Here is a 19884-nt window from a genome sequence, read left to right on the forward strand (position 1 = left end):
GGCTGTTTAGAAGATCCGTCAGGCCGTTACCGGGCCCTCTGATCCATGATCAGCAAGGACTACTTGATGATCTTGGTGACGCGTCCCGAACCAACGGTGCGGCCGCCTTCGCGGATAGCGAAGCCGAGGCCCTCTTCCATGGCGATGGGCTGGATGAGCGCAACGGTCATCTCAGTGTTGTCGCCAGGCATAACCATTTCCGTGCCTTCCGGCAGGGTGATAACGCCGGTTACGTCCGTGGTGCGGAAGTAGAACTGCGGGCGGTAGTTGGAGTAGAACGGGTTGTGACGTCCGCCTTCGTCCTTGGAGAGGATGTAGACGTTAGCCTCGAAGTCGGTGTGCGGGGTGATGGAACCCGGCTTGACGACAACCTGGCCACGCTCTACGTCATCGCGCTTCAGACCGCGGAGCAGGAGGCCACAGTTCTCGCCCGCCCATGCTTCGTCGAGCTGCTTGTGGAACATCTCGATACCGGTAACCGTGGTCTTCTGGACCGGGCGGATACCGACGATCTCGACCTCGGAGTTGATGGCGAGGGTTCCACGCTCGGCGCGGCCCGTTACAACGGTGCCACGGCCGGTGATGGTGAAGACGTCTTCGATCGGCATCAGGAACGGCTTGTCACGGTCACGTACCGGGTCCGGAACGGAGTTGTCGACAGCTTCCATGAGGTCCTCGACGGACTTAACCCAAACCGGGTCGCCTTCGAGTGCCTTAAGGCCGGAAACGCGAACAACCGGAGCCTCATCGCCATCGAAGCCCTGAGCCGAAAGCAGCTCACGAACTTCCATTTCGACGAGGTCGAGGAGCTCTTCGTCATCGACCATGTCGGACTTGTTCAGCGCGACCAGCAGGTAGGGAACACCAACCTGGCGGGCGAGCAGAACGTGCTCGCGGGTCTGAGCCATCGGGCCGTCAGTGGCGGCAACCACGAGGATTGCACCGTCCATCTGTGCAGCACCGGTGATCATGTTCTTGATGTAGTCAGCGTGACCCGGAGCGTCTACGTGTGCGTAGTGGCGCTTCTCGGTCTGGTACTCAACGTGGGAAATGTTGATGGTAATGCCGCGCTGACGCTCTTCGGGAGCAGAGTCAATAGACGCGAAGTCGCGCTGCTCGTTGAGAGTCGGGTACTTGTCGTACAGCACCTTGGAAATGGCGGCCGTCAACGTCGTCTTACCGTGGTCAACGTGACCAATGGTACCGATGTTAACGTGCGGCTTAGTCCGCTCGAACTTTGCCTTTGCCACAGGTTCCTCCTAGAACGTTTTCAAATGACTTACCCTTCGACCGCGCTTGTCGCGGCAGAAACTTCAGCAAGTCTACTTGGGGGGCTTTGGATTGGTGAAATTTGCAGATTCAGGAACTAATACTAGTGCCTAGAGCCTGTTTGCGCAGACGGCAAGATCCGATCAGGACCGGGGCCGGCCGTCTGCGCCGGGCGAGGTTCCGTTTCCGGAATCACACCCAAGTTGCTCGCGAGGACAGTCGGAAGACTATTCGCCGCGGTTCTTCTGGATGATCTCGTCGGCAAATGCCTTCGGGACCTCCGCGTAGCTGTGGAACGTCATGGAGTACACAGCGCGGCCCTGGGTCTTTGAACGCAGGTCGCCGATGTAGCCGAACATGCCGGACAGCGGGACGTGCGCACGGATAACCTTGACGCCCTGGGCATCCTCCATGGACTGCATCTGGCCACGGCGGGAGTTGAGGTCACCAATAACTTCACCCATGTATTCCTCAGGGGTGCGGACCTCGACATCCATCAGCGGTTCGAGCAGGATGGGGTTCGCCTTGCGTGCGGCTTCCTTGAAAGCCATACGGCCGGCGATCTTGAACGCCATTTCCGAGGAGTCAACATCGTGGTACGCGCCGTCAATCAGCGTCGCCTTGATGCCAACAACCGGGTAGCCGGCCAGGACGCCGTCGTTCAGTGCATCCTGGATACCGGCGTCAACGGACGGGATGTACTCGCGCGGGATACGGCCACCAGTGACCTTGTTCTCGAACTCGTACAGCTCGCCTTCGGACGTGTCCAACGGCGCGATCGCGATCTGGATCTTCGCGAACTGGCCCGAACCACCGGTCTGCTTCTTGTGCGTGTAGTCGTGACGCTCTACACCACGCTTGATGGTTTCGCGGTAAGCAACCTGCGGCTTGCCAACGTTCGCCTCGACCTTGAACTCGCGGCGCATGCGGTCCACCAGGATGTCCAGGTGGAGCTCGCCCATGCCGGCGATGATGGTCTGGCCGGTGTCTTCGTTGAGGGAGACCTGGAAGGTCGGGTCCTCAGCGGAGAGCTTCTGGATGGCCGTGGAGAGCTTCTCCTGGTCACCCTTGGTGTTCGGCTCGATCGCCACAGAGATCACGGGCTCCGGGAAGCTCATGGACTCGAGGACGATCTGGTTGCTGGAGTCGCACAGGGTGTCGCCCGTGGTGGTGTCCTTCAGCCCGATCGCTGCGTAGATGTGGCCGGCGGTAGCGCCCTCGACGGGCATTTCCTTGTTGGCGTGCATCTGGAACAGCTTGCCGATGCGCTCCTTCTTGCCCTTGGTGGAGTTGACCACCTGGGCACCCGCCTCGACGTGACCGGAGTACACGCGGATGAAGGTGAGCTGACCGAAGAACGGGTGGGCAGCAATCTTGAAGGCCAGAGCCGAGAACGGCTCCTCGGAAGACGGCGCCCGCGTCAGTTCCTTCTCTTCGTCGCGAGGATCGTGACCGATCATCGGCGGGACGTCGAGCGGGTTCGGCAGGTAGTCCACCACTGCATCAAGCATCGGCTGGACGCCGCGGTTCTTGAAGGCGGAACCACAGAAGACCGGGTACAGCTCAGAGTTGATCGTCATCTTGCGGATGCCGGCCTTGAGCTCATCGACGGTGATTTCTTCACCTTCGAGGTACTTTTCCATGAGTTCTTCAGAGGACTCGGCGACGGCCTCGACCAGCGCTGCGCGGTACTCCTCGGCCTTTTCCTTGAGGTCAGCCGGGATCTCCTGGACCTCGTATTTGGCGCCCATGGTCACATCGCCCTTGGCATCGCCGGGCCATACGAGTGCGCGCATGTAGAGCAGGTCGACGACGCCAACGAAGTCGTTCTCTGCACCGATCGGCAGCTGCATGACCAGCGGCTTGGCGCCAAGACGGCTGATGATCGTGTCTACGGTGAAGTAGAAGTCAGCACCGAGCTTGTCCATCTTGTTGACGAAGCAGATACGCGGAACGTTGTACTTGTCAGCCTGACGCCAAACGGTCTCGGACTGCGGCTCAACGCCTTCCTTGCCGTCGAACACGGCAACTGCACCGTCGAGGACGCGCAGGGAGCGCTCAACCTCAACCGTGAAGTCCACGTGGCCCGGGGTGTCAATGATGTTGATCTGGTTGTTTTCCCAGAAGCAGGTCACCGCGGCAGACGTGATGGTGATGCCGCGTTCCTTTTCCTGTTCCATCCAGTCGGTGGTCGACGCGCCGTCGTGCGTTTCGCCGATCTTGTGGTTCACACCTGTGTAGAACAGAATGCGCTCGGTGGTGGTGGTCTTGCCGGCATCAATGTGGGCCATGATGCCGATGTTGCGGACCTTACTAAGGTCTGTAAGCACGTCCTGTGCCACGGTGTCTCCCTTTCGGATGGACTACGCGTTCGCCGCCGGCTCGTCTGAGCCGGCGGCGTACGGGAAGTTTTACCAGCGGTAGTGTGCGAAGGCCTTGTTCGACTCGGCCATCTTGTGGGTGTCTTCGCGACGCTTCACAGCGGCACCGAGACCATTGGAGGCATCCAGGATTTCGTTCTGGAGACGCTCGGTCATCGTCTTTTCGCGGCGGGCCTTCGAGTAGCCGACCAGCCAGCGGAGGGCGAGGGCGGTGGAGCGGCCCGGCTTGACCTCAACCGGAACTTGGTAGGTTGCGCCACCGACACGGCGGGAGCGGACCTCGAGGGAAGGCTTGACGTTGTCCATGGCCTTCTTGAGGGCGGCAACGGGGTCGCCACCGGACTTGGCGCGTGCACCTTCGAGGGCGCCGTAGACGATGCGCTCTGCGGTGGACTTCTTGCCGTCAACCAGGACCTTGTTGATCAGCTGAGTGACCAGCGGGGAGCCGTAAACGGGATCTAGTACGAGCGGCCGCTTGGGGGCCGGACCCTTGCGAGGCATATTACTTCTTCTCCATCTTTGCGCCGTAGCGGCTGCGGGCCTGCTTACGGTTCTTGACACCCTGGGTATCGAGGGCGCCGCGGACGATCTTGTAGCGGACACCGGGAAGGTCCTTCACACGACCACCACGAACGAGCACAATGGAGTGCTCCTGGAGGTTGTGGCCCACACCGGGGATGTAGGCGGTTACTTCAATGCCACCGTTAAGGCGCACACGTGCAACCTTACGCAGAGCCGAGTTCGGCTTCTTCGGGGTCGTGGTGTACACGCGGGTGCAGACACCGCGGCGCATCGGGCTGCCGTTAAGCGCGGGAGCCTTGGTCTTTTTGACCTTCGGCGTGCGGCCCTTGCGGACCAGCTGGTTAATCGTAGGCACTTTCGTGTTCTCCGTTTTATCCGGAGCGGCCTCTGACAGCCGCTCTCCTGTTGCTTTGCCCCGCCGCCCGAGCTTTGAAGAAGTCTCCAGAGCAGCTGAGGCGAAGCCTTTAATAGTCGGATCGCACACATGGGGAATGACGTGACTTTCGTCTTCAAAAGTCCCCTAGGCATGCAAAAATGTGGCATACGTTGCACAAGAACCCTGCAAACCGGAAACGTCGCTCTGGTCCGGCCTTTCGGCTGTACCGGCGCACTCATCCACTGCCACAATAACAATTGGTCACAAGTCTAACACGGACTCCCACCAGGCCTTAATCGGAGGGGATCCCTGCCCTTAAACAACAACGCGGGGTCACTCTGAGCCCAATCCAAGGTGCGGATTGGGCCGTAAGTGACCCCGCGTTGTCAGGAACGGCTACCGGAAGTCGTTGCCGAGGTCGTAGTCATCCAGCGGGATGGCGTGGAACTCGGGAGCTCCGTCGCCGCCCAGGGTGTCGTAGGAGAAGTCGCTGAACGCGCTGGGGCCGGTGAACAGGTTGGCCTTTGCTTCTTCAGTCGGTTCCACCGTGACCTCGGTGTAGCGCGGGAGACCCGTGCCGGCCGGGATCAGCTTACCGATGATGACGTTCTCCTTGAGGCCGAGCAGCGGATCGCTCTTGCCTTCCATGGCCGCCTGCGTCAGGACGCGGGTGGTCTCCTGGAAGGAAGCTGCGGACAGCCAGGACTCGGTGGCCAGGGAGGCCTTGGTGATGCCCATGAGCTCAGGACGTCCGGAAGCCGGAGTCTTGCCCTCGGACACAACGCGGCGGTTGGCATCCTCGAAGCGGCTGCGCTCGGCCAGCTCACCGGGGAGCAGGTCCGATTCGCCGGATTCGATGACCGTGACGCGGCGCAGCATCTGGCGGACGATGACCTCCACGTGCTTGTCGTGGATGCCGATGCCCTGGCTGCGGTACACGCCCTGCACTTCGTCCACGAGGAACTTCTGTGCGGCACGCGGGCCCATGATGCGCAGGACCTGCTTCGGGTCGACCGGACCGTTGATGAGCTTCTGGCCCACCGTGACGTGCTGGCCGTCTTCGATCAGGAGACGTGAACGGCGCAGTACCGGGTACGCGATCTCTTCGGAACCGTCGTCCGGAGTGATGACCAGACGCATCTGGCGCTCGGACTCTTCGATGGTGATGCGTCCGGCTGCTTCCGCAATCGGTGCCACACCCTTCGGAGTACGGGCTTCGAAGAGCTCCTGGATACGGGGCAGACCCTGGGTGATGTCGTCTCCACCGCTGGCGGAAACAGCACCACCGGTGTGGAACGTACGCATGGTCAGCTGGGTGCCCGGCTCACCGATGGACTGCGCGGCGATGATGCCAACAGCCTCGCCGATGTCGACGGTCTTGCCCGTGGCCAGCGAACGGCCGTAGCACAGCGCGCAGGTGCCGACGCTGGACTCACAGGTGAGTACAGAGCGGACCTTGACCTCGGTGATGCCGGCTGCGAACAGCTCGGCGATCACGACGTCACCGCAGTCGGTGCCGCCGGCTGCCAGGATGTTGCCCTTGGAGTCAACGACGTCCACGGCCAGCGTACGGGCGTAGGCGCTGTTCTCGACGTTCTCGTCCAGGACGAGTTCACCGTTGGCATCGACGACGGCGATCGGGGTCACGAGGCCGCGCTCGGTCCCGCAGTCCTCTTCGCGGACGATGACGTCCTGCGAAACGTCCACCAGACGACGGGTCAGGTAACCCGAGTTGGCGGTACGCAGGGCGGTGTCAGCCAGACCCTTACGGGCACCGTGCGTGGCGATGAAGTATTCCAGCACCGACAGGCCCTCGCGGTACGAGGACTTGATCGGACGCGGGATGATTTCACCCTTCGGGTTGGCCACCAGGCCACGGATACCCGCGATCTGACGGACCTGCATCCAGTTACCACGTGCACCGGAGGACACCATGCGGTTGATGGTGTTCATCGGCGACAGGCTGTCGCGCATTGCCTGGGCAATCTCGTTGGTCGCCTTGTTCCAGATCTCGATCAGTTCCTGGCGACGCTCGTCGTCGTCGATCAGGCCCTTGTCGTACTGGCCCTGGATCTTGGCAGCCATGGTCTCGTATCCGGCGAGGATCACCGGTTTGTCCTTGGGTACCTCAATGTCGGAGATAGCCACGGTCACGCCTGAACGGGTTGCCCAGTAGAATCCGGCATCCTTCAGGTTGTCCAGCGTTGCGGCTGTGACCACCTTCGGGTAGCGCTCGGCAAGGTCGTTGACGATCCGGGACAGTTCGCCCTTGTCTGCAACATCCTCAACCCACGGGTAGTCCTCGGGCAGGGTCTCGTTGAAGAGAACCTGGCCGAGCGAAGTCTCAACCAGCGCGGTCTGACCCTGCTCCCAGTCTTCCGGAGCTTCCCAGCCGGCGTAAGGGACAAAGCCCTCAAGCCGGATTTTGACCTTGGAGTTCAGGTGCAGCTCGTGCAGGTCGTAGGCCATGATGGCTTCCGACACCGAAGCGAAGATCCGGCCTTCGCCAGCTGAACCGACACGCTTGGTGGTCAGGTGGTAGAGGCCGATGATCATATCCTGCGAAGGCAGGGTGACCGGACGGCCGTCGGACGGCTTCAGGATGTTGTTCGAGGAGAGCATCAGGATGCGTGCCTCAGCCTGCGCTTCGGGGCTCAGCGGCAGGTGGACTGCCATCTGGTCGCCGTCGAAGTCGGCGTTGAAGGCGCCACAGACCAGCGGGTGAAGCTGGATGGCCTTGCCTTCAACGAGCTGCGGCTCGAACGCCTGGATGCCGAGGCGGTGCAGGGTAGGTGCACGGTTCAGCAGCACCGGGTGTTCGGTGATGATCTCTTCGAGGACGTCCCAGACCTGCGGACGGTAACGCTCAACCATGCGCTTGGCTGACTTGATATTCTGCGCGTGGTTGAGGTCAACCAGGCGCTTCATCACGAACGGCTTGAAGAGCTCCAGGGCCATCTGCTTGGGCAGGCCACACTGGTGCAGCTTCAGCTGCGGGCCGACGACGATGACCGAACGGCCGGAGTAGTCAACGCGCTTGCCGAGGAGGTTCTGGCGGAAACGTCCCTGCTTGCCCTTGAGCATGTCGCTCAGGGACTTCAGCGGACGGTTGCCCGGTCCGGTGACCGGACGGCCACGGCGGCCGTTGTCGAAGAGGCTGTCAACGGCTTCCTGAAGCATGCGCTTCTCGTTGTTGACGATGATCTCCGGGGCACCCAGGTCAAGCAGTCGCTTGAGACGGTTGTTGCGGTTGATCACGCGGCGGTAGAGGTCGTTGAGGTCGGAGGTCGCGAAGCGGCCACCGTCCAGCTGGACCATCGGGCGCAGTTCCGGCGGGATCACCGGGACGGCGTCCAGCACCATGCCCAGGGGGCTGTTGTTGGTGGTCAGGAACGCGTTGACAACCTTCAGGCGCTTGAGGGCACGGGTCTTGCGCTGGCCCTTGCCGTTGGCGATGATGTCGCGCAGCTGGTCAGACTCGGCCTGCATGTCGAAGTTCTCAAGACGCTTCTTGATGGCTTCGGCACCCATGGAGCCTTCGAAGTACATGCCGTAGCGGTCGCGCAGCTCGCGGTAGAGGCCTTCGTCGCCTTCGAGGTCAGCGACCTTCAGGTTCTTGAAGCGGTCCCAGACCTGCTCGAGGCGCTCGATCTCGGCGTCGGCACGCTTGCGCACGTTCGCCATCTGGCGGTCGGCGGAGTCGCGGGCCTTCTTCTTGTCGGCAGCCTTGGCGCCTTCGCCTTCGAGGCGGGCAAGCTCGTTCTCGAGGTCGCGGGCGATCGTGGCGATGTCGGAGTCGCGGTTGTCGATCAGCTGCTTCTTCTCGATGTCGTGCTCAACCTGCAGGTTGGGCAGTTCTTCGTGGCGGCTGTCGGCGTCGACGCTCGTGATCATGTAGGCAGCGAAGTAGATGACCTTTTCGAGGTCCTTCGGTGCCAGGTCAAGGAGGTAGCCCAGACGGGAGGGAACGCCCTTGAAGTACCAGATGTGGGTTACGGGCGCAGCCAGTTCGATGTGGCCCATGCGCTCACGGCGCACCTTGGCACGGGTGACCTCAACGCCACACCGCTCACAGATGATGCCCTTGAAGCGCACGCGCTTGTACTTGCCGCAGTAGCATTCCCAGTCACGGGAGGGGCCGAAGATCTTCTCGCAGAAGAGGCCGTCCTTCTCGGGCTTGAGCGTGCGGTAGTTGATGGTTTCCGGCTTCTTAACCTCGCCGTACGACCAGCCACGGATGTCTTCCGCGGTGGCGAGGCCGATCTGCATGAGGCCGAAGGAGGATTCGCTGGACATATGGTCCCTGTTCTCTCTTGTTCTCTAAATTCTGAAGTCTTGGGTTACGGGAAAAGGGAGGGAGGAGCCGACGGCGGGTGGTCACCCGCCGTCGGACCTCACTAAACCTCTTCTACGGAACTGGGCTCTGCACGAGACAGATCGATGCCCAGTTCTTCCGCAGCCGTGAAGACTGCGTCATCAGAGTCACGCATTTCAATCGTGGTTCCGTCTGTGGAAAGCACTTCCACGTTCAGGCACAGCGACTGCATTTCCTTGATCAAGACCTTGAAGGACTCAGGAACGCCCGGCTCCGGGATGTTCTCGCCCTTGACGATGGCTTCGTAGACCTTCACACGACCGTGGATATCATCCGACTTGATCGTGAGGAGCTCCTGGAGCGTGTAGGCGGCGCCGTAAGCTTCGAGCGCCCACACTTCCATTTCACCGAAGCGCTGGCCACCGAACTGTGCCTTACCACCCAGCGGCTGCTGCGTGATCATGGAGTACGGGCCGGTGGAGCGCGCGTGGATCTTGTCGTCCACCAGGTGGTGGAGCTTCAGGATGTACATGTAGCCGACCGAGATCGGATCCGGGAACGGCTCGCCGGAGCGGCCGTCAAACAGGCGGGTCTTGCCCGAGGAGTTGATCAGGCGCTCACCATCGCGGGTCACGTTGGTGGAGTCCAGCAGGCCCGTGATTTCCTCTTCGCGGGCACCGTCGAAGACCGGCGTTGCAACAGTGGTCTGGCCACTCTCGCGCGGCAGGTTCGGCAGCTGCTTGGCCCACTCGGGCTCGCCTTCGATCTTCCAGCCGGTCTTGGCAACCCAGCCGAGGTGCGTTTCCAGCACCTGACCGACGTTCATACGGCCCGGGACACCCAGCGGGTTCAGGACGATATCAACGGGGGTACCGTCGGCAAGGAAGGGCATGTCCTCGATCGGGAGGATCTTGGAGATAACACCCTTGTTGCCGTGGCGGCCGGCGAGCTTGTCGCCGTCGGTGATCTTGCGCTTGGCGGCCACGTAGACGCGGACCAGCTGGTTCACGCCCGGGGGCAGCTCGTCGTCGTTGTCGCGGTCGAAGACGCGGACGCCGATGACGGTGCCGGACTCGCCGTGGGGCACCTTCAGGGAAGTATCGCGGACTTCGCGGGATTTCTCGCCGAAGATGGCGCGCAGCAGGCGCTCCTCCGGGGTCAGCTCGGTTTCACCCTTCGGGGTGACCTTTCCGACCAGGATGTCGCCGGCTTCAACCTCTGCACCGATGTGGATGATGCCGCGCTCGTCCAGGCCCGCCAGGACTTCCTCGGACACGTTGGGGATGTCACGGGTGATTTCCTCGGCACCAAGCTTGGTGTCGCGGGCATCGATCTCGTGCTCCTCGATGTGGATGGAGGAAAGAACGTCCTCGGCAACAATGCGCTGCGAGAGGATGATGGCGTCCTCGAAGTTGTGGCCTTCCCATGACATGAATGCCACGAGCAGGTTCTTACCGAGGGCCAGTTCGCCCTGGTCCGTTGCCGGGCCGTCAGCGATGATGCCGCCGACCTCCAGGCGCTGGCCTTCGCTCACCAGAACGCGGTTGTTGTAGCAGTTGCCCTGGTTGGAGCGGGCGAACTTGTTGATGCGGTAGTTGGTTTCCGTACCGTCGTCGTTGAGCATGATGACGAGCTCGGCGGACACCTCGGTGACCACACCGGCCTTTTTCGCGATGGTGACGTCGCCGGCGTCGACTGCAGCGGCGCGCTCCATGCCGGTACCGACGAACGGCGCCTCGGAACGGACCAGCGGCACGGCCTGGCGCTGCATGTTGGCACCCATGAGTGCGCGGTTAGCATCGTCATGCTCGAGGAACGGGATCAAGGCAGTAGCCACGGACACCATCTGGCGCGGGGAAACGTCCATGAACTCGACCTCGCCGGCGGGAACCAGCACAGGCTCGCCTCCACCACCACGGGCGCGGACCAGGACGGTCTCTTCGGCGAACTTCTTGTTCTCGTCCAGCGGAGCGTTGGCCTGAGCGATCAGGACCTCTGCTTCGTCGTCGGCCGTCAGGTACTGGACCTCGTCGGACACGACGCCTTCGGCGACGAGACGGTAAGGAGTCTCGATGAAACCGAACGGGTTGATGCGGCCGTAGGAAGCCAGCGAACCGATCAGACCAATGTTCGGGCCTTCAGGGGTTTCGATGGGGCACATACGTCCGTAGTGGGACGGGTGAACGTCTCGGACTTCCATGCCTGCACGGTCACGGGACAGACCACCGGGGCCAAGCGCAGACAGACGGCGCTTGTGGGTGAGACCCGAGAGCGGGTTGTTCTGGTCCATGAACTGCGACAGCTGGGACGTTCCGAAGAACTCCTTGATCGCTGCCACAACCGGGCGGATGTTGATCAGGGTCTGCGGCGTGATCGCTTCGACGTCCTGGGTGGTCATACGCTCGCGGACGACGCGCTCCATGCGGGACAGGCCGGTGCGGACCTGGTTCTCGATGAGCTCGCCAACGGCGCGGATGCGGCGGTTGCCGAAGTGGTCGATGTCGTCGATCTCGACGCGCAGCTCGTGGTCCTGGCCATCGCGCTTGCCCGTGAGGGTCTTCTCACCGGCGTGCAGCGCAACCAGGAACTTGATCATGGCGACGATGTCTTCAACGTGCAGGACCGAAGCTTCCTTGTCGCCAAGGGAGCGGTCGATGCCAAGCTTGCGGTTGATCTTGTAACGGCCAACCTTGGCCAGATCGTAGCGCTTGGAGTTGAAGTACAGGTTGTCCAGCAGGGACTGGGCAGCCTCGACGGTGGGCGGCTCGCCCGGTCGCAGCTTGCGGTAGATGTCCAGCAGGGCGTCTTCGCGGGTTTCGGTGGCGTCCTTCTCCAGCGTGGCGCGCATGGAGTCGTACTGGCCGAACTCCTCGAGGATCTGGCCTTCGGTCCAGCCGAGGGCCTTCAGCAGCACGGTGACGGACTGCTTGCGCTTGCGGTCGAGGCGCACGCCGACCTGGTCGCGCTTGTCGATCTCAAGCTCGAACCATGCACCGCGGGACGGGATGATCTTTGCGGTGAAGATGTCCTTGTCGCTGGTCTTGTCAGCGGTGCGCTCGAAGTAGGCGCCCGGTGAGCGGACCAGCTGGGAGACGACGACACGTTCGGTGCCGTTGACGACGAAGGTGCCCTTCTCGGTCATCAGCGGGAAGTCACCCATGAACACGGTCTGCTGCTTGATTTCGCCCGTGTTGTTGTTCATGAATTCGGCCTTGACGTACAGCGGTGCCGAGTACGTTGCGTCCCGGTCCTTGCACTCAGCCATGGTGTACTTCGGATCAGCGAACTCCGGATCGGAGAAGCTCAGGGACATGGTGCCCTGGAAATCCTCAATCGGGGAGATCTCTTCGAAGATGTCGGAAAGACCGGAGGTGGTGGCGACGCTGAGGTCGCCTTCTTCGACGGCCTTCGCTACGCGCGCCTGCCAGCGTTCGTTTCCGACCAGCCAGTCGAAGCTGTCCGTCTGCAGGGCAAGGAGATTCGGAACGTCAAGAGGTTCGTGAATCTTTGCGAATGAGAGCCGGCGAGTGGCACCATCGGTGCTTGCCGTATTAGCGGTTTCGTTATTAGAGGTGCTCGAGGCGACCAAGAGGGATCCTTCCACAGACCTTCAGGCGTTTTCAGATCTCCCCCGCTATGTACCCTGCAGAGTGACTCCGCAGTGCTACCATCCGGTTCCGCTATATGACCCGGGACCTGGTCTGCCCATGCTGGTGACGTTGTATACGGCACATTGATGGAGCAGCTGCCAGGAGAAGCCCACCGCTATATGAAGGCTGAAGGTAAACAGGGAAGACGCAAATATCTACGATACGGCAAAACTTAACGCGTGTCTACCCCACTTCGAAGCTTATTGCAAGCACCGTTGCCGTAGGCACCTAGTTGGCGCGGCACAGTGCCGCAGTGGAATTCCGGCACCCGCCGCAGCGTTTGAATGGATAGGTGACGGGGCTCACGGTAGCCTAGGCCTACATTCATTAAGATCGGAAGAGATAACCATGACCAACTCCGCAGACAACAATGACGTTGTCATCCTGTCCGGCGCCCGGACGCCGCAGGGCCGTCTCAACGGACAGCTGGCGAGCTTCACCGCCGTCGAACTCGGCGCGCACGCCATCAAGGCGGCCATCGCGGCCAGCGGCCTTCGCGCCGACCAGGTGGACGCGGTCATCATGGGCCAGGTGCTTCAGGCCGGGGCCGGCCAGAACCCGGCCCGGCAGAGCGCGATCGGCGCCGGCATCGGCTGGAACGTGCCTACGGTGACCATCAACAAGGTCTGCCTTTCAGGGCTGACCGCCGTGATCGACGCGGCGAGGATGATCCGCAGCGGCGATGCCGCCGTCGTTGTCGCGGGTGGCCAGGAATCCATGACCCGGGCACCGCATGTTCTTCCGGGCTCGCGCCAGGGCTGGGCGTACGGCGCTGTCCAGGCGCTCGACGTGGCCGCGCACGACGGCCTGACGGACGCCTTCGACGGGCAGTCCATGGGACTCTCCACCGAGACCAAGAACCTGGTCCTGGGCATCGACCGGGCGTCGCAGGACAACGTGGCGGCCCAGTCTCACCAGCGCGCGGCCATCGCCGCCAAGAACGGGGTCTTCGACGGCGAAATCGCACCGATCAGCGTCAAGCAGCGCAAGGGCGATCCGGTGGTCGTGGCCACGGACGAAGGGATCCGTCCGGACACGTCCGTCGAATCGCTGGCAGGGCTTCGCGCCGCGTTCGTCACGGACGGGACCATCACCGCCGGCAACTCCTCTCCCCTGTCCGACGGCGCCTCGGCCCTGGTGCTGACGTCCCGCAAGTTTGCCGAGGACAACGGGCTGGAATTCCTGGCGGTTGTCGGCAGGCCCGGCCAGGTGGCCGGGCCGGACAACTCACTCCACTCCCAGCCCTCCAACGCGATCCGGAATGCCCTGGACCGGGCGGGCTGGACCACTGCCGATCTGGACTTCATTGAAATCAATGAGGCTTTCGGTTCTGTGGCCGTGCAGTCGCTCAAGGACCTGGACTACCCGCTGGAGCAGTGCAACATCCACGGCGGCGCCATCGCCGTCGGCCATCCGATTGGCGCCTCCGGCGCCCGGCTGGCGCTGCACGCGGCACATGAACTGAAACGGCGCGGCCAAGGCAAGGCTGCGGTCTCCCTGTGCGGCGGCGGCGGGCAGGGCGAAGCCCTCCTGCTGTACCGGGACTGATGAAAGCCCTATCGGCCGGAGGCGCGGACGGCTCTGGCAGGGAGCGCTTCCTTGCCGACGCCGCCGCCCGCGGCCTCGACGTCGAACTCGTGGAGCGGCTTGCGGCGCACAGCCTCGAGGAGGCTGCGCAGATCCTCGGCATCACGCCGGCCGATATTGTGAAGTCCCTCGTCGTGAAGCACAAGGACGGCAGCTTCCTGTTCGCCCTCATTCCGGGCGACCGCCAGATCTCCTGGCCCAAGCTTCGGAGCCTGGTGGGCGTCAACAAACTCTCGATGCCCGCGGCGGACGTGGCCCTGGAGGCCACTGGCTACGAACGCGGGACCATCACCCCGCTGGGCAGCACCACGGCCTGGCCCGTATATGCAGACCAGACCATTGCCGGCCGCCGCATCTCCATGGGCGCGGGCCAGCACGGCTACAGCGCCTTCGTGGACGCCGACGCCCTGACAGCGGCGCTCGGTGCGGTGGTGGCTGATATCAGCGACCCCAATTAGACGCAGCTGTGGTTTAAAACGCAGGAAACCCCGCCCACCGGAGTGGACGGGGCTTCCAAGAGCAAAGCGTGTGTTACTTGAGGGTAACGCGTGCGCCGGCTTCTTCGAGCTGAGCAATAGCCTTCTCTGCAGCTTCCTTCGTAACGCCTTCGAGAACAGCCTTCGGAGCGCTGTCAACCAGGTCCTTGGCTTCCTTGAGGCCGAGGGAGGTGATGGCGCGGACTTCCTTGATCACTGCGATCTTCTTGTCGCCAGCAGCTTCGAGAACGACGTCGAATTCGGTCTTCTCTTCGGCTTCTTCAGCAGCGCCGGCAGCGGGGCCAGCAACGGCGACAGCAGCAGCCGTAACTTCGAAGGTCTCTTCGAAGAGCTTGACGAACTCGGAGAGCTCGATGATGGTCAGTTCCTTGAAAGCTTCAATGAGCTCTTCGTTGCTGAGCTTCGCCATGGTGTGGCGTCCTTCCTATAGGTGGTGCTTGGCGGCCTGAGCCGTTGCCTTCACACCGGAGTCTGGTTTGAAAGAGAGCTAGTTCTCTTCGGGGGCTGCGGCTTCGGCCGGAGCTTCGGTCTCTGCTGCTTCTGCGGCCGGGGCTTCTTCAGCGGCGGGCGCTTCGGCTTCAGCCGGAGCACCGTTCTCTTCTTCAAGCTTGAGGCGCAGGGCGTCAATGATGCGTGCAGCAGCGGCAGCAGGAGCCTTGAGGATGCCTGCAACCTTGGCGAGCTGCAGCTCGCGGGACTCGAGTGCTGCCAGGGCAGCAACTTCGCTGGCGTTCAGTGCCTTACCCTCGAAGTAACCGGTCTTGATAACCAGCTGCTTGTTGGTCTTGGCAAAATCCGTCAGGCTCTTGGCAGCTGCAACTGCGTCACCCTTGATGAACGCGATTGCAGTGGGGCCGGCGAGCTGGCCGTCGAATGCTTCGACACCAGCTTCCTTGGCTGCAATGGCGGTCAGGGTGTTCTTGACGACCGAGAACTTGGTGTCCTGGCCGAGAGAAACACGCAGCTGCTTGAGCTGTGCAACGGTGAGCCCACGGTATTCGGTCAGGACAGCGGCGTTCGATTCCTTGAAATCGTTAGTGATCTCAGCTACTGCTGAAACCTTGGTAGGCGTTGCCATAACCCTCCTTCCGGGGATAGTGCCGGTATTCCGGGTCCCCGCTCAGGTGAGCTAAAACTAAAAACGCCCCGCGCAGATGCACGGGGCTTGGCTCAACGCAGTTCAGAACCGCGGAGCTTTGCTTCGTTCACCTGCGCTGGCCGCCCTATGTTCAGGGTCCTTCGTCCGGAAACCCACTGGCTCCTCCGCGCACAACTACAGAGTTGAGCTGAGCTCGAAAGAGTGGATTTCCAACAACCGACGGTCTTTGGTCCTCCAAGCTTACGGGACGCCGCGCCGGACCGCCAAATCGGCGTCCAGCTGATGGCATCCAGCCGGCACAGGTCAACTGGTACTGGGCCCCATATCCGGCAGTTCCTTCTGCCAGATGCCGGTGACACCCGCCGTCGTAAATCCCAACTGGCGGTTTACGGTCAGAAGGTACCGGTTTTCCGGGGCGTTCCAGGTGTAGATCACGCGTGCATCGGGGAACTGCTCCGTCAGCCGCTCCATGTTGGCCACCTTGATCAGCAGCCCCAGCTTGTTGCCGCGGTGCTCCTGCAGCACCACCGTGTCGTCCTGGAAGACGACATCCTGGCGCTGCGCCAGGACGCTGATGGTGGTCAGTCCCACCAGGGTTTCAGAGGCAACGTGCTCGACGGCGGTCACCACCGTGCGCCGCCCCTGCGCTATGGTCACGTCCTCGGCTTCCCGCAGGATGCGGGCATCGAACACCATGCCGTCCTCCTCGCTTCCGCCGGCGGGCATGGTATCCCCGCCGGCCTGGTTCTCTAGGGCGGCCACGGATTCCAGCCACCGCTCCGGGCACCGGTCGGTCCAATGGTGCAGCCGGTAGCGGCCGTTGTTTGCTTCTTCCGCCTCGGCCTCGAGCTCCGCCACGAGCTTGGTGTCGAGCGGCAGGGCGCAGGAGCTGAACTGCTCGATGTGCTGCAGCGTGTAGCCGGTGCGCCGGGCGAACTCCACTTCCCGGCTGCCCAGCGGCACGAAGCCCTGCCCGGATCCGGGCACCAGCTGCTCGGATTCGAACTCATGGAGCGAAGACCCGGGATGGTTGGTGTCGATCAGGATCATGGACCTACCCTCGTCGCGGGCGAACCGTTCCGCGGCATCCAACAGCTGCCGGCCCACCCCCTGACGCTGGTATTCGGGCAGGATGTCCAGCGTGAACTCCGCCAGGTCAAGATTGTCGGTGAGGGGCAGTGCGATGTCCACGGTACCCACGATCCTGCCGTCCACCTTGGCCACCAGGATGACCTGGCGCTCATAGGGATCGTCCAGTTCGAGGAGCTTCTCAAGCGGGGCGTATGCGAGGTCATCGCTCCCCCACGTCTGCATCCGGACCTTACGGCCCACTTCCACTGCGGCCAGGAAGTCCGCTGCGTCGGGCGCGTCGACGGACTCCGGGATGAACAACTGCTCGATCCGCACTTCACTTGCCATAGGGGGCATCTTCCCAGCCGTTCTGCCGCTCACCCTGTCAGGCTACGGGCTTGAGTCCACGCGGAGTATCCGTCGCCAGCATATGACGGTTAGCGGCGTCGCTGCCACTCGCCGTCGTACCCCGCCGGGCGGAAGCCCAGGGCGATGTTGATCGCGAGCATGTGGTCGTTCTCCGCGGCGTTAAACGTGAGGATCCGTTCAACCGAGGGATGCTCCGCCACCATCCGCCGAAGATTCAGAATTTTCACGAGCATGCCCAGGCGGTTTCCACGGTGTGCCTTGATGACAAGGGTGTCGTCCTGCTCCGCGACCCAGGGTTTTGACCCGGAATACTGCAGGACCGAGTAGGCGGCCAGCTCACCGCTCGCCTTGTGCCGCGCCACAGCAAACAGAGCCTCCTGGCCGGTCTGCTGCCACTCATCCTCAACGTGCCGGACGCGTTTGGCGTCCCACACTTCGGCATCGTAGTGGAGGGCGCCGGCCGGGCTGTCAGTGCTCATTCGGGACATGAGCACAGCCAGCTGGTCAATATATTCGTCAGGGCAGCGGTCGGTCCAACTGAGGAGTTCGTAGCTGTCCCCGGCAATGGAGCTTGCCTCCCTGTCCAGGGCGTCGAGAGTGCCATCCGCTACCGGCATGTCCAGTGCGCTGAACCGGGTGACCTGCTCCAGAGTGTAGCCGCCGGCTGCGGCGAACCTGGCCGCTCGCGAGTCTGCGGGGACCCCTCCCGTGCCTGTTCCCGGCTTCAGGACGCCGGGCCCGTCCGGATCAAAGACCGCCGCGTGTTCCGTGAAGCTCTGCAGGGTGCTGCGGCCGTGGCTGGCGGCCAGCTCCTCGCCATGCCGCAGCAGCGACTGCCCGATTCCCCTTCCGGTGAATTCGTTCAGGACGTCCACCCTCACCATCGCGTCCTGGAGGTTCTCCTGCAGCGGCAATCTGATCCAGGATTTGGCGACCATGCGCCCGTCCAGACGGACGAAGAAGATCCGGAGCTGCTTATAGTCATCGTCGCGCCAAGCCTCGAGGCGGGCCTCCCTCGGGGTGGCACGGTCAAGGTTCCCCCACGTTTCCAGCACCAGCGCGTCACTGAGATCGCTGAACTCCAGAAAGTCTGAGGCATCCGGGGAATCGATGGAGGAAGGCAGGACCAGAGGTTCTATGGGGTAAGCCGGCGTCGTCACGGCATCAGCCTAGCCGCACAGCCTTGCGCGCTCCAGGGGCCGGCAGAGGCCGGCAGAGGCCGGCAGCAAGAACAAAGGACCGCCCGGCGCAATGCCGGGCGGCCCTTGTTGCCCGCCGGATGACCGGCGGGTGGTTCGCGAGGATTAGACCTCGGTCAGCACCTTGGTGACGTTCGGGTCTACGGAGATGCCGGGACCGAAGGTCGTGGCAACCGTAGCCTTCTGGATGTAGCGGCCCTTTGAAGCGGACGGCTTCAGACGAAGTACCTCTTCGAGAGCGGCTGCGTAGTTCTCGGCCAGCTTGATGACGTCGAACGAAACCTTACCGATGATGAAGTGCAGGTTGGAGTGCTTGTCGACGCGGAAGTCGATCTTGCCGCCCTTGATGTCGTTGACAGCCTTGGTGACGTCAGCGGTCACGGTGCCGGTCTTCGGGTTCGGCATCAGGTTACGCGGACCCAGGACCTTACCGAGGCGGCCAACCTTGCCCATGAGGTCAGGGGTGGCAACGGCTGCGTCGAAGTCGGTCCAGCCGCCGGCGATCTTTTCGATCAGGTCATCGGAACCAACGAAGTCGGCGCCTGCAGCGATGGCTGCTTCGGCCTTGTCGCCCGTGGCGAAGACGAGAACGCGGGCAGTCTTACCGGTGCCGTGGGGCAGGTTGACGGTGCCGCGGACCATCTGGTCAGCCTTACGGGGGTCAACGCCCAGGCGGAAAGCGACCTCAACGGTGGCGTCGAACTTGGACGGGTTGGTGTCCTTGGCGAGCGTCACTGCCTCGAACGGCGCGTAGAACTTCTCCGCGTCGATCTTGGCGGCGGCTGCCTCATATGCTTTGCTGCGCTTTGCCATGCTGCTTATTCTCCTTGTGCAGTTGTGGTCTGCGGACCGCGCTGGGCCCTGCCACAGTTGGCGGATCCGGCGTGGATCTCCAACATTTCAATGTTTCAGTGGTGCCGGTTTCCCGGCGGTGCTGTCCGGCGTCGTCGTCGGTTTCCCGAAGCCGCGCCGCTTCAGCGGTGAGGGAATTAACCCTCGACGGTGATACCCATGGAGCGGGCGGTGCCGGCGATGATCTTCGCTGCGCCTTCGAGGCTCGTGGCGTTGAGGTCTTCCATCTTGGTGGAAGCGATCTCGTTGACCTGGGCCTGGGTCAGCTTGGCAACCTTGACGGTGTGCGGGGTAGCGGAACCCTTGGCGACGCCTGCAGCCTTTTTGATGAGCTCTGCAGCCGGCGGGGTCTTGGTGATGAACGTGAACGAGCGGTCCTCGTAGACCGTGATTTCAACAGGAATAACGTTGCCGCGCTGGGCTTCCGTCGCAGCGTTGTACGCCTTGCAGAATTCCATGATGTTGACACCGTGCTGGCCAAGCGCAGGACCGATCGGCGGAGCCGGGTTAGCGGCACCTGCCTGGATCTGCAGCTTGATGAGGCCGGTGACCTTCTTCTTGGGAGCCAATGTAGGGTCCTTCTCTCAAATGCGTCCTGGGACACAGGAGCGTGCCTCAGGTGGTTGACCGCCATGGCGAGGCGGTCGGCCGCTTCGTGGCTGCTAAGCGGGCAGCCCCGGAGCGAATTCTGTGGGTA

Annotated in this window: 14 protein-coding genes; 2 read left to right on the plus strand and 12 right to left on the minus strand. The window is 62.6% G+C overall.

Annotation, left to right across the window (positions count from 1 at the left end):
• Positions 1-59: 59 nt before the first annotated feature.
• The 6 genes from tuf to rpoB all read right to left on the minus strand — a co-directional run bounded on the left by tuf (position 60) and on the right by rpoB (position 12452).
• Complete coding sequence (gene tuf / locus AC1D14_RS14470) at positions 60-1250, minus strand: elongation factor Tu (RefSeq protein WP_108600234.1); 1191 nt, start codon at positions 1248-1250, stop codon at positions 60-62.
• 246 nt (positions 1251-1496) lie between these two features.
• On the minus strand, positions 1497-3611 hold the full coding sequence (gene fusA / locus AC1D14_RS14475; protein ID WP_230118104.1) for an elongation factor G: 2115 nt from the start codon (positions 3609-3611) through the stop codon (positions 1497-1499).
• A gap of 69 nt (positions 3612-3680) precedes the next feature.
• Positions 3681-4151: a 30S ribosomal protein S7 gene (rpsG, locus tag AC1D14_RS14480; protein WP_026531948.1), complete on the minus strand. Its 471-nt coding sequence runs from the start codon at positions 4149-4151 to the stop codon at positions 3681-3683.
• Position 4152: 1 nt separating this feature from the next.
• Positions 4153-4527 (minus strand): 30S ribosomal protein S12, encoded by a 375-nt coding sequence (gene rpsL / locus AC1D14_RS14485; protein WP_018773658.1) that lies wholly within the window; start codon positions 4525-4527, stop codon positions 4153-4155.
• Between the two features lie 417 nt (positions 4528-4944).
• Positions 4945-8844 (minus strand): DNA-directed RNA polymerase subunit beta', encoded by a 3900-nt coding sequence (locus tag AC1D14_RS14490; RefSeq protein WP_230118103.1) that lies wholly within the window; start codon positions 8842-8844, stop codon positions 4945-4947.
• Between the two features lie 101 nt (positions 8845-8945).
• Positions 8946-12452 (minus strand): DNA-directed RNA polymerase subunit beta, encoded by a 3507-nt coding sequence (gene rpoB / locus AC1D14_RS14495; RefSeq protein ID WP_230118102.1) that lies wholly within the window; start codon positions 12450-12452, stop codon positions 8946-8948.
• A gap of 409 nt (positions 12453-12861) precedes the next feature.
• Here rpoB and AC1D14_RS14500 point away from each other — a divergent pair, with 409 nt between their 5' ends.
• Both AC1D14_RS14500 and AC1D14_RS14505 read left to right on the plus strand, forming a co-directional pair.
• The gene (locus AC1D14_RS14500; RefSeq protein WP_230118101.1) at positions 12862-14061 is read left to right on the plus strand and encodes an acetyl-CoA C-acetyltransferase; all 1200 of its coding nucleotides are present in this window, start codon (positions 12862-12864) and stop codon (positions 14059-14061) included.
• Entirely contained in the window at positions 14061-14558 is a 498-nt protein-coding gene (locus AC1D14_RS14505; RefSeq protein ID WP_230118100.1) for an aminoacyl-tRNA deacylase, read from the plus strand. The genes AC1D14_RS14500 and AC1D14_RS14505 overlap by 1 nt, the downstream gene beginning before the upstream one ends.
• Before the next feature lie 73 nt (positions 14559-14631).
• Here AC1D14_RS14505 and rplL read toward each other — a convergent pair whose 3' ends face one another.
• From rplL to rplK, 6 genes are all read right to left on the minus strand, one after another.
• Complete coding sequence (rplL, locus tag AC1D14_RS14510) at positions 14632-15006, minus strand: 50S ribosomal protein L7/L12 (protein WP_230118099.1); 375 nt, start codon at positions 15004-15006, stop codon at positions 14632-14634.
• Positions 15007-15084: 78 nt separating this feature from the next.
• Positions 15085-15675 carry a 50S ribosomal protein L10 gene (gene rplJ, locus AC1D14_RS14515; protein ID WP_230118098.1) on the minus strand — a complete coding sequence of 197 codons (591 nt, stop codon included), beginning with the start codon at positions 15673-15675 and terminating at the stop codon, positions 15085-15087.
• Between the two features lie 324 nt (positions 15676-15999).
• The gene (locus tag AC1D14_RS14520) at positions 16000-17115 is read right to left on the minus strand and encodes a GNAT family N-acetyltransferase (protein WP_230118097.1); all 1116 of its coding nucleotides are present in this window, start codon (positions 17113-17115) and stop codon (positions 16000-16002) included.
• 89 nt (positions 17116-17204) lie between these two features.
• The gene (locus tag AC1D14_RS14525; protein ID WP_476968687.1) at positions 17205-18296 is read right to left on the minus strand and encodes a GNAT family N-acetyltransferase; all 1092 of its coding nucleotides are present in this window, start codon (positions 18294-18296) and stop codon (positions 17205-17207) included.
• 144 nt (positions 18297-18440) lie between these two features.
• On the minus strand, positions 18441-19148 hold the full coding sequence (rplA, locus tag AC1D14_RS14530; RefSeq protein WP_230118095.1) for a 50S ribosomal protein L1: 708 nt from the start codon (positions 19146-19148) through the stop codon (positions 18441-18443).
• A 176-nt stretch (positions 19149-19324) separates the two neighbouring features.
• Entirely contained in the window at positions 19325-19756 is a 432-nt protein-coding gene (gene rplK / locus AC1D14_RS14535) for a 50S ribosomal protein L11 (RefSeq protein WP_003803853.1), read from the minus strand.
• Between the last annotated feature and the right edge of the window lie 128 nt (positions 19757-19884).

It is taken from the genome of Arthrobacter sp. P1_B11 (assembly GCF_056406715.1).

What these genes read in the sequence shown, in the direction of transcription:
- rplA (WP_230118095.1), bottom strand. Translation starts at nt 19,148, where the DNA reads ATGGCAAAGCGCAGCAAAGCATATGAGGCAGCCGCCGCCAAGATCGAC.
- rpsG (WP_026531948.1), bottom strand. Translation starts at nt 4,151, where the DNA reads ATGCCTCGCAAGGGTCCGGCCCCCAAGCGGCCGCTCGTACTAGATCCC.
- AC1D14_RS14500 (WP_230118101.1), top strand. Translation starts at nt 12,862, where the DNA reads ATGACCAACTCCGCAGACAACAATGACGTTGTCATCCTGTCCGGCGCC.
- AC1D14_RS14490 (WP_230118103.1), bottom strand. Translation starts at nt 8,844, where the DNA reads ATGTCCAGCGAATCCTCCTTCGGCCTCATGCAGATCGGCCTCGCCACC.
- rplJ (WP_230118098.1), bottom strand. Translation starts at nt 15,675, where the DNA reads ATGGCAACGCCTACCAAGGTTTCAGCAGTAGCTGAGATCACTAACGAT.
- AC1D14_RS14520 (WP_230118097.1), bottom strand. Translation starts at nt 17,115, where the DNA reads ATGGCAAGTGAAGTGCGGATCGAGCAGTTGTTCATCCCGGAGTCCGTC.
- AC1D14_RS14505 (WP_230118100.1), top strand. Translation starts at nt 14,061, where the DNA reads ATGAAAGCCCTATCGGCCGGAGGCGCGGACGGCTCTGGCAGGGAGCGC.
- rplL (WP_230118099.1), bottom strand. Translation starts at nt 15,006, where the DNA reads ATGGCGAAGCTCAGCAACGAAGAGCTCATTGAAGCTTTCAAGGAACTG.